13 protein-coding genes and 1 rRNA gene are annotated in these 14,258 nt (G+C 30.6%); all 14 read left to right on the top strand.

Translation table 11 applies throughout. The features are described 5' to 3' along the window. Positions 1 to 120 precede the first annotated feature (120 nt). Positions 121 to 1,188 carry a D-alanine--D-alanine ligase family protein gene (locus tag I4U66_RS09375; protein ID WP_195928787.1) on the top strand — a complete coding sequence of 356 codons (1,068 nt, stop codon included), beginning with the start codon at positions 121 to 123 and terminating at the stop codon, positions 1,186 to 1,188. A 14-nt stretch (positions 1,189 to 1,202) separates the two neighbouring features. Continuing rightward, positions 1,203 to 2,012 carry a glutamate racemase gene (gene murI, locus I4U66_RS09370; protein ID WP_195238427.1) on the top strand — a complete coding sequence of 270 codons (810 nt, stop codon included), beginning with the start codon at positions 1,203 to 1,205 and terminating at the stop codon, positions 2,010 to 2,012. 61 nt (positions 2,013 to 2,073) lie between these two features. Continuing rightward, positions 2,074 to 2,490, top strand: coding sequence for a DUF1934 domain-containing protein (locus tag I4U66_RS09365; protein WP_092921526.1), 417 nt, complete (start codon positions 2,074 to 2,076; stop codon positions 2,488 to 2,490). 180 nt (positions 2,491 to 2,670) lie between these two features. Next, positions 2,671 to 4,056 carry a tRNA lysidine(34) synthetase TilS gene (gene tilS, locus I4U66_RS09360; RefSeq protein WP_195238355.1) on the top strand — a complete coding sequence of 462 codons (1,386 nt, stop codon included), beginning with the start codon at positions 2,671 to 2,673 and terminating at the stop codon, positions 4,054 to 4,056. A 31-nt stretch (positions 4,057 to 4,087) separates the two neighbouring features. Beyond that, entirely contained in the window at positions 4,088 to 6,034 is a 1,947-nt protein-coding gene (ftsH, locus tag I4U66_RS09355) for an ATP-dependent zinc metalloprotease FtsH (RefSeq protein WP_195238352.1), read from the top strand. 336 nt (positions 6,035 to 6,370) lie between these two features. Further along, on the top strand, positions 6,371 to 7,348 hold the full coding sequence (locus I4U66_RS09350) for a biotin--[acetyl-CoA-carboxylase] ligase (RefSeq protein WP_195238350.1): 978 nt from the start codon (positions 6,371 to 6,373) through the stop codon (positions 7,346 to 7,348). Next, positions 7,341 to 8,300 carry a P1 family peptidase gene (locus I4U66_RS09345; protein WP_195238348.1) on the top strand — a complete coding sequence of 320 codons (960 nt, stop codon included), beginning with the start codon at positions 7,341 to 7,343 and terminating at the stop codon, positions 8,298 to 8,300. The genes I4U66_RS09350 and I4U66_RS09345 overlap by 8 nt, the downstream gene beginning before the upstream one ends. 156 nt (positions 8,301 to 8,456) lie before the next feature. Beyond that, positions 8,457 to 9,056 carry an ECF transporter S component gene (locus I4U66_RS09340; RefSeq protein ID WP_242977260.1) on the top strand — a complete coding sequence of 200 codons (600 nt, stop codon included), beginning with the start codon at positions 8,457 to 8,459 and terminating at the stop codon, positions 9,054 to 9,056. An 18-nt stretch (positions 9,057 to 9,074) separates the two neighbouring features. Then, positions 9,075 to 9,845, top strand: coding sequence for a type III pantothenate kinase (locus I4U66_RS09335; RefSeq protein ID WP_092921516.1), 771 nt, complete (start codon positions 9,075 to 9,077; stop codon positions 9,843 to 9,845). A 142-nt stretch (positions 9,846 to 9,987) separates the two neighbouring features. Beyond that, entirely contained in the window at positions 9,988 to 10,962 is a 975-nt protein-coding gene (gene dusB, locus I4U66_RS09330; protein WP_092921722.1) for a tRNA dihydrouridine synthase DusB, read from the top strand. Between the two features lie 102 nt (positions 10,963 to 11,064). Beyond that, positions 11,065 to 11,544 carry a transcription elongation factor GreA gene (gene greA / locus I4U66_RS09325; RefSeq protein WP_092921514.1) on the top strand — a complete coding sequence of 160 codons (480 nt, stop codon included), beginning with the start codon at positions 11,065 to 11,067 and terminating at the stop codon, positions 11,542 to 11,544. A 17-nt stretch (positions 11,545 to 11,561) separates the two neighbouring features. Beyond that, positions 11,562 to 13,091, top strand: a complete 1,530-nt coding sequence (gene lysS / locus I4U66_RS09320) for a lysine--tRNA ligase (RefSeq protein WP_092921512.1) — start codon at positions 11,562 to 11,564, stop codon at positions 13,089 to 13,091. A gap of 356 nt (positions 13,092 to 13,447) precedes the next feature. Then, positions 13,448 to 13,633 (top strand): hypothetical protein, encoded by a 186-nt coding sequence (locus I4U66_RS09315; RefSeq protein WP_092921510.1) that lies wholly within the window; start codon positions 13,448 to 13,450, stop codon positions 13,631 to 13,633. Between the two features lie 221 nt (positions 13,634 to 13,854). Continuing rightward, positions 13,855 to 14,258 (top strand): 16S ribosomal RNA (locus I4U66_RS09310); the annotation flags it as partial.

Here is a 14,258-nt window from a genome sequence, read left to right as displayed (position 1 = left end):
TGCGCAAAAAGGAGCTTGGCTCCTTTATTTTTTTGTTATAATGGACTATAATAATCATTTAGATAGTAAAATGCATATAATATTTGAATTAGAAAATAAACCAGAAAGGTGAGATTGTTAATGAGCAAACTTAATGTGGCTTTAATATTTGGTGGAAAATCAGGAGAGCATGAAGTTTCTTTATCTTCAACTGCTTCAATATATAAACATATAGATAAAAATAAATACAATGTATTCACAATAGGGATAACTAAAGATGGAAGATGGATGTATTATGAAGGTAGTGAAGAAAACATAAAAAATGGACAATGGGAGAATTTGGCTAATAAAAATGTTGAAATAAACCTTATACCTGTTGGAAATAGAGAAGTAGGTATAAAATTTGAAGATGGAAGATTTGAAAAGATAGACGTATTATTCCCAGTTTTACATGGACCATATGGAGAAGATGGTAAAATACAAGGATTATTTGAGATAAGCCAAATACCATATGTTGGTTGTGGTGTTTTAGCTTCAAGCGTTGGTATGGATAAACTTGTATGTAAAAAAGTATTCTCTCAAATGGGATTACCCCAAGTAAATTATACTTATACAACTAAAATAGTATTTAACAATAACACAGAAGAAGAACTAAACAAAATAGAAAGAGAGCTAGATTATCCTGTATTTGTAAAACCTGCTAATTTAGGTTCAAGTGTTGGTATATCTAAAGCAACAAATAGAAAAGAACTTTTAAATGGAATAAATGAAGCTTTAAAATTCGATTCAAGAATAGTTTTAGAGCAAGGTGTAGATGCAAGAGAAATAGAAGTTTCTGTTTTAGGAAATGAAGAAGTTAAGGCTTCTATAGCAGGAGAAATAAAGCCAGCTAAAGATTTCTATGATTATGAGGATAAATATATAAACGGAGCATCTACTTATGAAATACCAGCTAAAATAAGTGATGCAGATATGGGAAATATAAGAAAGATGGCAGTAGATGCATTTAAAGGAATAGATGGTAAAGGACTTTCAAGAGTAGACTTCTTTATAGACAGAAAGTCAGGAGAAATATTCATAAATGAAATAAACACATTACCAGGGTTTACTAATATAAGTATGTATCCTAAAATGTGGGAAGTAACAGGATTAGAATATTCTAATCTAATAGATAAATTAATAGAGTTAGCAATAGACTCTAAGAAGTAAAGCAGGTGTTTATGATGAGTGATAGACCTATAGGGGTATTTGATTCTGGATTAGGTGGATTAACAGTCTTAAAAGAAATAATGAAAATCTTACCTAATGAAAATATAATCTACTTTGGGGATACAGCAAGGGTTCCCTATGGTCCTAGATCAAAGGATACAGTAATGAAATATACCTTCCAAGCAATAAACTTTTTAATATCTAAAGGTGTAAAAGCTATTGTTATAGCTTGTAATACAGCTACTGCTAGATGCTTAAAAGAGGCTAATGAAAAATATGATATACCTATAATAGGTGTTATAGAAGCAGGAGCTAGAACAGCTGCATATTCTACAAAAAATAAAATAGTAGGTGTTATTGGAACAGAAGGTACGGTACGTTCTAAAGCTTATAATGCAGAAATAGCTAAAATAGATAAAGATATAAAGATAATAGATAAGGCTTGCAATTTATTTGTGCCAATAGTAGAGGAAGGTTGGGCAAATACAGAAATAGCTAGACTAACAGCTGAAAAATATTTAGAAGAGCTAGTTAATGAAGGGATAGACTCTTTAGTGCTAGGATGCACTCACTACCCAATATTAAAGAGAACTATTGGAGAATATGTTGGAGAAAATATTAAATTAGTGAATCCAGCTAAAGAAACTGCTATGGATTTGAAAAAAGTACTAGAAGAAGAAGATATATTAAGAAAAGATGGTAATGAAAGAGTATATTATGAATACTATGTCTCTGATATACCTGAAAAATTCGCTAGTATAGCCACAGAGTTTATAAAAAGAGATATAGATAATGTAAATCATGTTGAAATACAAAAGTACTAATCAACAAATATAAACTTTAGATATTATCTAAAGTTTATATTTGTTTTAGGAGGAAAAAGAAGTGAATGCTAAAATAAATATAGTTACAACACAATATGAAAAGAAAAGAGTACTAGATACTATTAGACAACAGGCTGATGCAAACATATACTATAAAAATGAAGATTTATATGTAGTTTATAAGGAAGTGGAAATGGATAAACCAACTACAACAACTATTAAAATATCTGATAATAAGGTTAGTATAAAGAAGTTCGGTGAAGTAAATTCTACTATGAATTTTGAAAAGGGAGTTGTAAATGAAAGTAAATATAGAACTCCACAAGGTTTATTTATAATAGAGACTAAAACAAGAGATTTAAAAATAGATAAAAAAGCAGAAAACTGCATAAAATTAAATATAGATTATGACATAAATATAATGGATTTGTTTAACGGTAGAAATAAAATAGATATTTTGTTAGAAATTAAAGAATAATAGAAATATATAAATTTTATAAAGGTAGTTAAAGTACTACCTTTTATTTAATTTATTTGGTATTATAATAACTATACTAAACTTTGAATGTTTTAAAAAACGTACAAGGGTTTATAGTTTTTTTATAGAAACTTTATACATAAAAAGTTACTAAAAACTAGATGTAAGAGGTATTAATATATGATATTTGAAAAAGTACTAAGTACTATAAATAAATATAAGCTAATAGAAAATGGAGATAAAATAGTTTTAGGACTTTCTGGGGGACCAGACTCTGTTTGTCTATTACATATACTTTATAGACTAAAAGAAAAACTAGATATCGAAGTATATGCAGCTCATTTAAATCACCAAATAAGAGGTATAGAAGCACAAAAAGATGCACTATATATAACTCAACTTTGTGAAAATTTAGGAGTAACATCCTTTGTTAAATCTATAGATGTACCTAAGTACTGTAAAGAAAATGGTTTATCTGTAGAAGAAGGTGCAAGAAAACTTAGATATGAAATGTTTGAAGAAATAAAGCAAAAGACAAAATCTAATAAGATAGCTATAGGTCATAACTTAAATGATCAAGCAGAAACTATACTTATGAGAATAATGAGAGGGACTGGACTTCAAGGATTAAGAGGAATAGAATATATAAGAGACAACAATATAATAAGACCTATATTAGATATAGATAGAAAAGATATAGAAGCTTATTGTGAAGAATACGAATTAAATCCAAGAATAGATCATACAAATCTAGAAACTATATACACCAGAAATAAAATAAGATTAGAACTTATACCATATATGAAGGATAATTTTAATCCAAATGTAATAGAATCTATAGTAAGAATGAGTAATAGTTTAAAAACTGACAGCGATTATATCCAAGAAGAATCAGAAATTAAATTTAAAGAAGTTTCCAATTTACAAGAAGATGCCTGCGAAATAGATATACAAAAGTATTCAGAACTTCATGATGCTATCAAGGTAAGGGTATTAAGAAAAGGTATAAAACATATACTTGGAGATACTAACTTTGTAGACCAAAAGCATATAGAAGACATTATGCAATTAGAAGATAATAAAAAGATAGATAAAATGATAACCCTTCCAAGGGGGATATTTGCATATAGAAGAAAAAATACTATACTATTAATTAATAAAGAAATAGTTAACGAAACTATAGAGTTTTGTTATAATTTACCTAGTAACGGTTTTATTAAAGTAAAAGAACTTAATTTAGTTTTAGAAACTCAAACAATGAATATAGATAGATATAAGAGTATGAAACTAGATAAGAAATCTAAAGGTTTTGATTTTGATAAAGTAAAAGGGGGTATAGTAGTAAGAAGTAGAAAAGAAGGCGATAAGATAAAGCTTTCAGCAGGAAGCAAAAAAATAAAAGACTTATTTATAGATTTAAAAATACCTAGAGAAGAAAGATGCAATGTACCTATAATAGTAGATGAGCAAGGTATCTTATGTGTAGGTGATTATAAAAATAGTGAAAATTACAAAATAGACAATAGTACAAAGGAAGTCTTAAAGATTACCTTTAAGAAAATATAGAATAAAACGATATAGGAAAGGAGGACTTCTTTTGAATAAATTTTTCAAGGGAATAGGTTTCTACCTACTAATATTTATAATCATAGTAGGAATAGTACAGTTTTCAGGAAAACCTACTGAAAAGATAGAAAATATGCAGTTCTCTAAGGTATATAGAGAATTAGAAAAAGGAAATGTATCAAGAATACATTTTGTTGATGGGACTGCAGTAGAAGGAACTATAAAAAACTCTAACGTAAAGTTTAGGTCATATGTTCCAAAAGAAGTAATGGGAGATAAATTAGCTGATGAAATCTTAAGTCAAGCTATGGAAGGTAAATTAGTGTTTGGTGGAGAGCCAAGACCATCAACTCCTTGGTTTGTAGAAATGTTACCGACATTATTATTAATATTCTTCATGGTAATAATATGGTTTGTCTTCATGAATCAGTCTCAAGGCGGAGGCGGAAAGGTTATGAACTTCGGTAAGTCAAAAGCCAAAGTTCATAAAGATGACGAAAAAACTAGAGTTACATTTAAAGATGTAGCAGGTTTAAATGAAGAAAAAGAAGATTTACAAGAAGTTGTAGACTTCTTGAAAAACCCTAAAAAGTATATTGATTTAGGAGCAAGAATACCAAAAGGTATACTTATGGTAGGTCCTCCGGGTACAGGTAAGACTTACTTATCAAGAGCAGTTGCAGGAGAAGCAGGAGTTCCATTCTTTAGTATAAGTGGTTCTGACTTCGTTGAAATGTTTGTTGGGGTAGGGGCATCTAGAGTTAGAGACCTATTTGAACAAGCTAAAAAGAATGCACCAGCTATAATATTTATAGACGAAATAGATGCTGTTGGTAGAAAAAGAGGAGCAGGTCTTGGTGGAGGTCATGATGAGAGAGAACAAACACTTAACCAACTTCTAGTTGAAATGGATGGTTTTGGTGTTAATCAAGGAATCATAATAATGGCTGCAACTAATAGACCAGATATACTTGATCCAGCATTACTTAGACCAGGAAGATTTGATAGACAGGTAGTTGTAGGAGCACCAGATGTTAAAGGTAGAGAAGCTATATTTAAGGTTCATTCTAAGAATAAGCCATTAGCAGATGATGTTAATATTGAAGTTTTAGCTAAGAGAACACCTGGATTTACTCCAGCAGATATAGAGAACTTAATGAATGAGGCTGCTATATTAACAGCTAGAAAAAGAGAAAAGAAAATCCAAATGGAAACAATAGAAGAAGCTATAACAAAAGTTATAGCAGGTGTTGCTAAGAAATCTAGAGTAATAAGTGAACCTGAAAGAAGACTTACAGCATATCATGAAGCAGGTCATGCCGTTTGTGCGCACGTACTTGAACATGTAAGTCCAGTTCATCAAGTTACAATAGTACCAAGAGGAAGAGCAGGAGGATTTACTATGCAACTTCCTGTTGAAGATAAATTCTACGCAACAAAGAATGAAATGAAAGAAAATATAGTTGTCTTACTAGGTGGTAGAGTTGCTGAAGAATTAGTTTTAGATGATATATCTACAGGAGCATCAAATGACTTAGAAAGAGTAGCATCTACAGCTAGAAGTATGGTTACTAAATATGGAATGAGTTCAAAGCTTGGACCTATGGCATTTGGTGATCAAGAGGATGAGGTATTCCTAGGAAATAGCTTCAATTCTAAAAAGAATTACTCAGAAGAAATAGCTTATGAAATAGATAAGGAAGTAAGCAGAATAGTTGATGAAGCTTATGCTAGAACTAAAAAATTACTACAAGATAATATGGATAGTTTAGAGTATATAGCTCAAGCATTATTAGTACATGAAACTTTAGATGCAGAGCAATTTATAAAAGCTTTTGATAAAGAATTGCCTTTAGAAAATAATGAATCTAAAGTTGATACAACTGCTATAACAACAGAAGAGTTTGAAGTAAAACATAATAACCTAGAAAATACTACAAATGAAGACACTACTCAAAATGATATAGATAACAAGTAGTATAAGAAAGAACCTTGATTAATCAAGGTTCTTTTTTATACTATAAATCTATAATGCATTTAGTATATTAATAAAATATAAAATTAAAGTTAATGTAATAGGTTATAAATCTTTTTATAATGAATGGTGATATTTTTATTCTTATTGAATAGATAAAGCTTTAGAGTGTTAAATAAATAGTTATTTTATTAGAATACTAATTAATGTAGTGTTGATTAAAAATAAATTAAAATTATAAGTTATTTGAAATGTGAAAATATTAATAGATAATGTATAATTAGTTATAAATTAAAAAGTAATATGGTTGTATAAATGTTATATAGATAGAGGTGAAGGATGAGAAAAAAGATAATACAAGAAATATTAGATAATAAAAGTAAATTTATTTCAGGGGAAGAATTATCTAAAAAATTAGGAATATCTAGAGCAGCTGTTTGGAAACATATAAAGTCTCTTAGAGAAGAGGGGTATAATATTGAATCGGTAAACAAGAAAGGATATAGATTGATAGAAAAGCCTGATGATTTACTTACTTATGATAATATATACCATAATCTACATACTAAAATTTTAGGTAAGAAAATTATTCATTTCGACACAATTGATTCTACAAATGATTATGCTAAGAAGATAGGTAATGAAGAGTCTGAAGGTGCAGTTATTATAAGCGAAGAGCAAACAAAAGGTAGAGGTAGGCTAGGTAGGAATTGGCATTCTAATTCATATGAAGGAATATGGATGAGTATAATACTTAAACCAAATATAGTTCCATATAAGGCACCATTCATAACATTAATAGCAGGAGCAAGTATAGTGGAAGCTTTAAATAAGCTAGGTGTAAATGCTAAAATCAAATGGCCAAACGACATTATATTAAATGAAAAAAAAATATGTGGAATATTAACTGAACTATCCGCAGAAATAGAAAGAATTAATCATATTGTCTTAGGTATTGGAATAAATGTAAAAACTATGGAGTTTTCCCAGGAAATATGTGATGTAGCTACATCTCTATATAAGGAAAATTATATTGTATCTAGAGTCGATATAGTAAGGAATATATTATTAGAATTTGAAAGTCTGTATCTAGAGTATATAAATAATAATTCAAAAGAAAAAGTTTTAGATATTTGTAGAAGACATTCAGCTATAATTGGAAAGGAAATATACACCATAAGAGGCGAAGAAAAAGAATTAGTTAGATGTTTAGATATAAATGAAGAGGGAAATTTAATTATAAAGAGAAATGATGGTTCTATTAAAGAGATTATATCAGGAGAGATTTCTATAAGGGGGATTAAAGGATATGTATAACAATATTTTAGATGTAAAAGGTATAAAAGTAGGTCAAGTTCAAGATACTGAAGGGTTAACAGGATGTACTGTTGTTATATGTGAAGAAGGTGCTACATGTGGAGTAGATGTTAGAGGTTCAGCGCCGGGTACAAGAGAAACTGATTTATTAGATCCTATAAATATGATACAAAAAGTACATGCAGTTGTTCTGTCTGGTGGCTCTGCATTTGGATTAGAATCTACATGTGGAGTAAGCAAATATTTGGAAGAACATAATATAGGGTTTGATGTTGGAGTAGCTAAAGTACCTATAGTAGTTGGAGCTGTATTATTTGATTTAATAGTAGGGGATCCAAAATGTAGACCAAATATAGATATGGGGTATAAGGCTTGTGAAGTTGCCACAGATAAAGAGTTAAGACAAGGTAATTATGGTGCAGGATGTGGAGCTACAGTAGGAAAGATAAGAGGACCAGAATACTGTATGAAAGGTGGAATAGGAAGCTATTCTATAGAATTAGAAAATGGATTAGTTGTATCTGCATTAGTTGCTGTAAATGCTTTTGGAGATGTGTATGAAGATGGGAAATTAATAGCTGGGGTTTTAGATGATAGTAAAAAGAAAAATCTTAGCACTTATGATATTTTGAAAGAAGGATTCTCAAAAGGTGGATTTAGCATAGATAACACTACTATAGGGGTAGTTGTTACTAATGCTAAGCTGGATAAAGCAGGGTGCAAGAAAGTATCTCAAGTGGCACATAATGGTTATGCAAAATCTATATTCCCTATACATACACCTCATGATGGAGATACAATTTTCACAATGGCTACAGGGGAAATAGAGTCAGATATAACTTTAGTTAGTTCTATAGCTACAGAGGTTGTAGAAAAAAGTGTAATAAATGCAATAAAAAATGCAAATTCTATAAAGAATATACCTTCATATAAAGAAATAATAGGAAACTAAGAATTGTTGACAATGTTATTTCCTATTGATACAATTATTCTTGTTACAGCTGGCATCCTTGAGATATAGGAGCCTGACTTGATATCAAGGGAATTAAAAAAACTAAATAATTTAAGAAGTCCGGCATCTTTATGAGCTGGAACGGAGGTGTATTTTATGAACGTGCAAACAAAAGCTACAAAAAATGTGAACGTAAGAAAGATGGCTATAATAGGTGTGCTTTCCGCAGTATCTATTATGATGTCAATGATACCAGGGATAGGGTATATACCTATAGGACCCACTAATGCAACTATAATGCATGTACCTGTTATCATAGGTTCAATTATAGAAGGTCCTATAGTTGGAGCTACAGTAGGGTTTATATTTGGTCTGACTAGCCTTATAAAGGCATTGACTCAACCTACGATAACATCTTTCGCATTTATTAATCCACTAGTGTCTATACTTCCAAGAGTGTTGATAGGAATACTAGCGTATTATATATATGAATTCGCCATGAAGTTAACTAAAAAAGCATCTATATCAGGATTATTAGCCGGAGGATTAGGTTCTATAATAAACACAGCAGGTGTTTTAGGCATGATTTATATCTTATATGGAGCTAGGTTTGCTGAAGTAAGTGGGGCAAGTGCTTCTACTGCAGGAACATTTATATTTACTCTTGCAGCAACAAATGGTATACCTGAAGCGATAATTGGAGCTTTAGTAGTATCACCTGTTATAATGGCCCTAAAAAAAGTCATCAAAAGGTAGAAAGAAGGTTAATAATAAATGCTTTTAGTATTTGATGTTGGAAATACCAATATGGTTTTAGGTATATATAAAGAAAAACAGTTAATAAAAGACTGGAGAATAAACACAGACAAAGAAAAGACGTCTGATGAATATGGAATGTTAATAAGTAACTTATTTAAATTTGATAATATAGATATAAATGAAATAGAGGATATAATAATATCTTCAGTTGTACCAAATGTAATGCATTCTCTTGAAAATTTTTGTATAAAATACTGTAACATAAATCCTAAGATAGTTGGTCCTGGGATAAAAACAGGATTGAATATAAAATACGACAATCCTAAGCAAGTAGGGGCAGATAGAATTGTAAATGCTGTTGCTGGTATAGAAAAGTACAAATATCCACTTATAATAGTTGATTTTGGAACAGCTACAACATTCTGTGCTATATCTGATAAAGGTGAATACTTAGGAGGTACTATAGCTCCAGGGATAAAGATATCAAGTGAAGCTTTATTCCAAAGAGCATCAAAACTTCCTAGAGTTGAACTTATAAAACCAGGAACTACAGTATGCAAAAATACTGTATCAGCTATGCAAGCTGGAATAGTTTATGGATATGTGGGATTAGTTGATAAGATAATAGAAATGATGAAAAAAGAACTTGATTATGAAAACATAAAAGTTGTTGCTACAGGAGGATTATCAACTCTTATAGCATCAGAAACAGATTCTATAGACTATGTAGATAAATACTTAACTTTAGAAGGATTAAGATTAATATACGAGAAGAACAAAGAATAGAGGGAATTGGGTTATTTGCCCAATTCTTTTTTTGAATAAATCAATTTCAAAATATGTATCTAAATTATGAATTTTGTGATAATGAATTAATTTATGGATATATATAAATAATAAAAATACATCATATAGGAGGAGACAAATGATAAAAATAGGAAATTTAGAGCTTGAAAATAAAGTCTTTTTATCGCCAATGGCTGGTGTAACAGACTTACCATTTAGGCTTATATGTAAAGAACAAAACTGTGGAATGCTTTATACGGAAATGATAAATGCTAAGGCATTATGTTATGATGATGAGAATACTAAAAAAATGCTTAAAATAGAAGATGCAGAGCATCCAGTAGCAGTTCAAATATTTGGCTCAGACCCAGAGTTTATGGGAAGGGCTGCTCAAATAATGAATGAATACCCAAATGAAGTATTAGATATAAATATGGGATGTCCAGCACCTAAAGTTGTTAAAAATGGTGATGGATCAGCTCTTATGAAAAATCCTAAGCTCGCTGAAGAAGTTTTAAAGGCCGTAGTTAAAAATTCAGATAAGCCAGTAACTTTAAAAATAAGAAAAGGTTGGGACGACAATAGCATAAATGCAGTGGAGATAGCTAAAATAGCAGAAGCTTGTGGTATAAGTGCTTTAGCTATACATGGTAGAACTAGAGAACAATATTATTCTGGAAAAGCAGATTGGGATATAATAGGTGAAATAAAGAAAAATATAAGTATACCTGTCATAGGAAATGGAGATGTATTTACAGTAGAAGATGCTAGAAATATATTAGACAAAACAAATTGTGATGCTATAATGATAGGTAGAGGGGCTCAAGGTAACCCATGGATATTCAAGAGAATAAATCATTACATGCAAACTGGTGAGATATTACCAGAACCAACATTAGAAGAAAAGATAAACACTTCTATTAAACATTTAGATTTAGCGGTAAAAGAGCATGGAGAATATGTTGCTGTAAGAGAAATGAGAAAGCATATAGGTTGGTACCTAAAAGGACTTAAAAACTCTGCTAGAGTTAGAGATGAAATAAATAAGATAGAAAGCCATGAAGAAGTAGTATCTAAGCTACGTGAGTATATGGAAGACTGCTTGACATTGAAATAAGAGTAACTTATAATATAGCGCATAAATTAAAAATGTATATTTTGAGCAAAATTTAAAAATTGGGCTTATGCCCAAATACATAGTGAAGGAGTTGTAGGGGTCATGGAAGATAAGAAAGAAATACTGTTAACTCAAGAAGGATTCGATAAGTTAGAGGAAGAAGTAGAGTTTTTAAAAACTGTAAGAAGAAGAGAAGTTGCTGATAGAATAAAGGTAGCTATATCTTTTGGAGATATATCTGAAAACTCTGAGTATGATGAAGCTAAGAATGAGCAAGCTCAAGTTGAAGAGAGAATAATGAAGTTAGAAAGTATGATAAGAAGAGCTGTTATCATAGATGAAAGTCAAATAGATGTTAATGTTGTTACTATAGGTTCAATAGTTAAAGTAAACGATGTTGAATTTGATGAAGAAGTTGAATATACAATAGTAGGTTCAGCAGAAGCAGACCCATATGAAGGAAGAATATCAAATGAATCTCCTGTAGGAAAAGCTCTTTTAGGAAGAACTATAGGAGATGTTGTAGAAGTACAAGTACCAGACGGAGTTGCTAAGTTTGAAATATTAGAAATAAAAAGATAATATGGGAGGTAAAACAAATGAATAATGATCAACAAATGAATAATGATCAAACTCAAGAAGAACTTAGTGAAGTTCTTCAAATAAGAAGAGATAAGTTAGCTAAGCTACAAGAAATGGGAAGAGATCCTTTCCACCAAAGTAGATATGACAGAACTACTAACTCTATGGAAATAAAAAATAACTTTGAAGAATTTGAAGGAAAAGTAGTTAGAATAGCTGGACGTATAATGAGTAAGAGACTTCAAGGTAAAGCAGGATTCATCGATATACAAGATCAAGATGGAAGAATACAATGCTACGTTAGACTTGATAGAATAGGTGAAGAAGAGTATGCTATATTCTCTACATATGATATAGGAGATATAATAGGGCTTGAAGGTGAAGTATTCAAGACTAAAAAAGAAGAAATCTCTGTAAAAGCAAATGAAGTTGTTTTATTATCTAAATCACTTCAAATATTACCAGAAAAATATCATGGATTAAAAGACCAAGATTTAAGATATAGACAAAGATATGTTGACTTAATAGTTAACCCAGAAGTTAAAGATGCTTTCTTAACTAGAACTAAAGCATTAAAAGCTTTAAGATCTTTCCTAGATGAAAGAGGATTCTTAGAAGTTGAAACACCAATATTAAATACTATAGCTGGTGGGGCTAATGCTAGACCTTTCATAACTCATCACAATACACTAGATATACCTATGTACATGAGAATTGCCAACGAATTATACTTAAAGAGACTTATAGTTGGTGGATTTGATAAAGTATACGAAATGGGTAGAATGTTTAGAAATGAAGGTATGTCTATAAAGCATAACCCAGAGTATACTGCTATAGAATTATACCAAGCTTATGCAGATTACACAGATATGATGGATATAACTGAAAATGTTATAGCTTATATGGCTGAAGCTGCTACAGGAAGCATGAAGGTAAATTATCAAGGAACTGAAATAGACTTCACTCCTCCATGGAGAAGAATGACTATGGAAGACTGTGTTAAAGAATATACTGGTGTAGATTTCTCAAAAATAGACACAGATGAAGAGGCTTTAGCAGTTGCTAAAGAAAAAGGAATAGAAATAACTCCTGGAATGAGAAGAGGAGAAGTTATAAATGCAATGTTCGAAGAATTTGGAGAAGATAAGTTAATCCAACCTACATTTATAACTCACCATCCAGTTGAAGTATCTCCACTTGCTAAGAGAAATGTAGAAGATCCAAGAAAAACAGATAGATTCGAAGCATTCGCAAATAAGTGGGAATTAGCTAACGCATTCTCTGAGTTAAATGATCCAATAGATCAAAAAGAAAGATTTATGGACCAATTAAGAAAGAAAGAATTAGGAGATGACGAAGCTTGTGATATGGATGAAGATTTCGTAAATGCTCTAGAAGTAGGTCTTCCTCCAACTGGTGGATTAGGAATAGGTATAGATAGAGTTATGATGTTATTAACAAATTCTCCATCTATAAGAGACGTAATTTTATTCCCAACAATGAAACCAATAGATAACTCTACAAGCAACAAAGCAGACGAAGAATAGATTATGAATAAAAACCCTATAAAATAGCTTTTAAAAGCTATTTTATAGGGTTTTTATTTTGATTTAATGATAATTAAGGTTTAAATATAATATAGCGCTTACAACTAGAAGTAATGTATTTTAAGCGTTAAAAATCTTATTTACTATGCAAAAAATTGATAAAAGATTAAATAATAAAATATAATTTTTAGCAAGAATCATTAAAAAAATATACAAAATAGTGAAGAATATAGTATCCCAATGGGAGAAAGGATATTAAAAAAATAAAAAATGAAGATATATAGATTAATTTTTATAAAGGAAAGCTTAATAAAAATATAGAAAAATACATAAAATTAAGTTTAGGGGGAAATAGTATGTTTGGGGTTATGAATTGGATATGTTTAATATGTGTTAGTTTATTAGTTGGAGAAATTATGATTTATTTTTGCAAAGATGTAATAAAAATTTTAGATTTAAGTAAAAATAAAAAAGCTAGAAGTGTTGAAATTACTAAAGCTAGAGAACAAGTAAATATATATGAAACTAAGATAGCAAAATAAAATTAAAAAAAGTTTTGAAAAAGTGTTGACGTTATAAAAATAAGGTGGTATAGTATTACTTGTCCTTAAGAAAAAGGCAAAACGAAAAACACAAAATAAAGTGTAAATAAGAACTTTGAAAATTAAACAGTAGGTTAATTTATAATAACTGATTCTTAAAAGAATCGAAAACAAACCAAGCCAGATATTCAGATAATGATAGTCTGAGCAGGTAACAACTTTTATTTGAGAGTTTGATCCTGGCTCAGGATGAACGCTGGCGGCGTGCCTAACACATGCAAGTCGAGCGATTTACTTCGGTAAAGAGCGGCGGACGGGTGAGTAACGCGTGGGTAACCTGCCCTGTACACACGGATAACATACCGAAAGGTATGCTAATACGAGATAACATGAGAAAGTCGCATGGCTTTCTTATCAAAGCTCTGGCGGTACAGGATGGACCCGCGTCTGATTAGCTAGTTGGTAAGGTAACGGCTTACCAAGGCGACGATCAGTAGCCGACCTGAGAGGGTGATCGGCCACATTGGAACTGAGACACGGTCCAAACTCCTACGGGAGGCAGCAGTGGGGAATATTGCACAATGGGCGAAAGCCTGATGCAGCAACGCCGCGTGAGCGATGAAGG

This window comes from Romboutsia sp. D33t1_170424_H2, from assembly GCF_015669105.1.
Lineage (GTDB): Bacteria > Bacillota > Clostridia > Peptostreptococcales > Peptostreptococcaceae > Romboutsia_C > Romboutsia_C hominis.
Note: the sequence above shows the minus strand (reverse complement) of the source record. Positions and strands in the feature narration are given on the sequence as shown.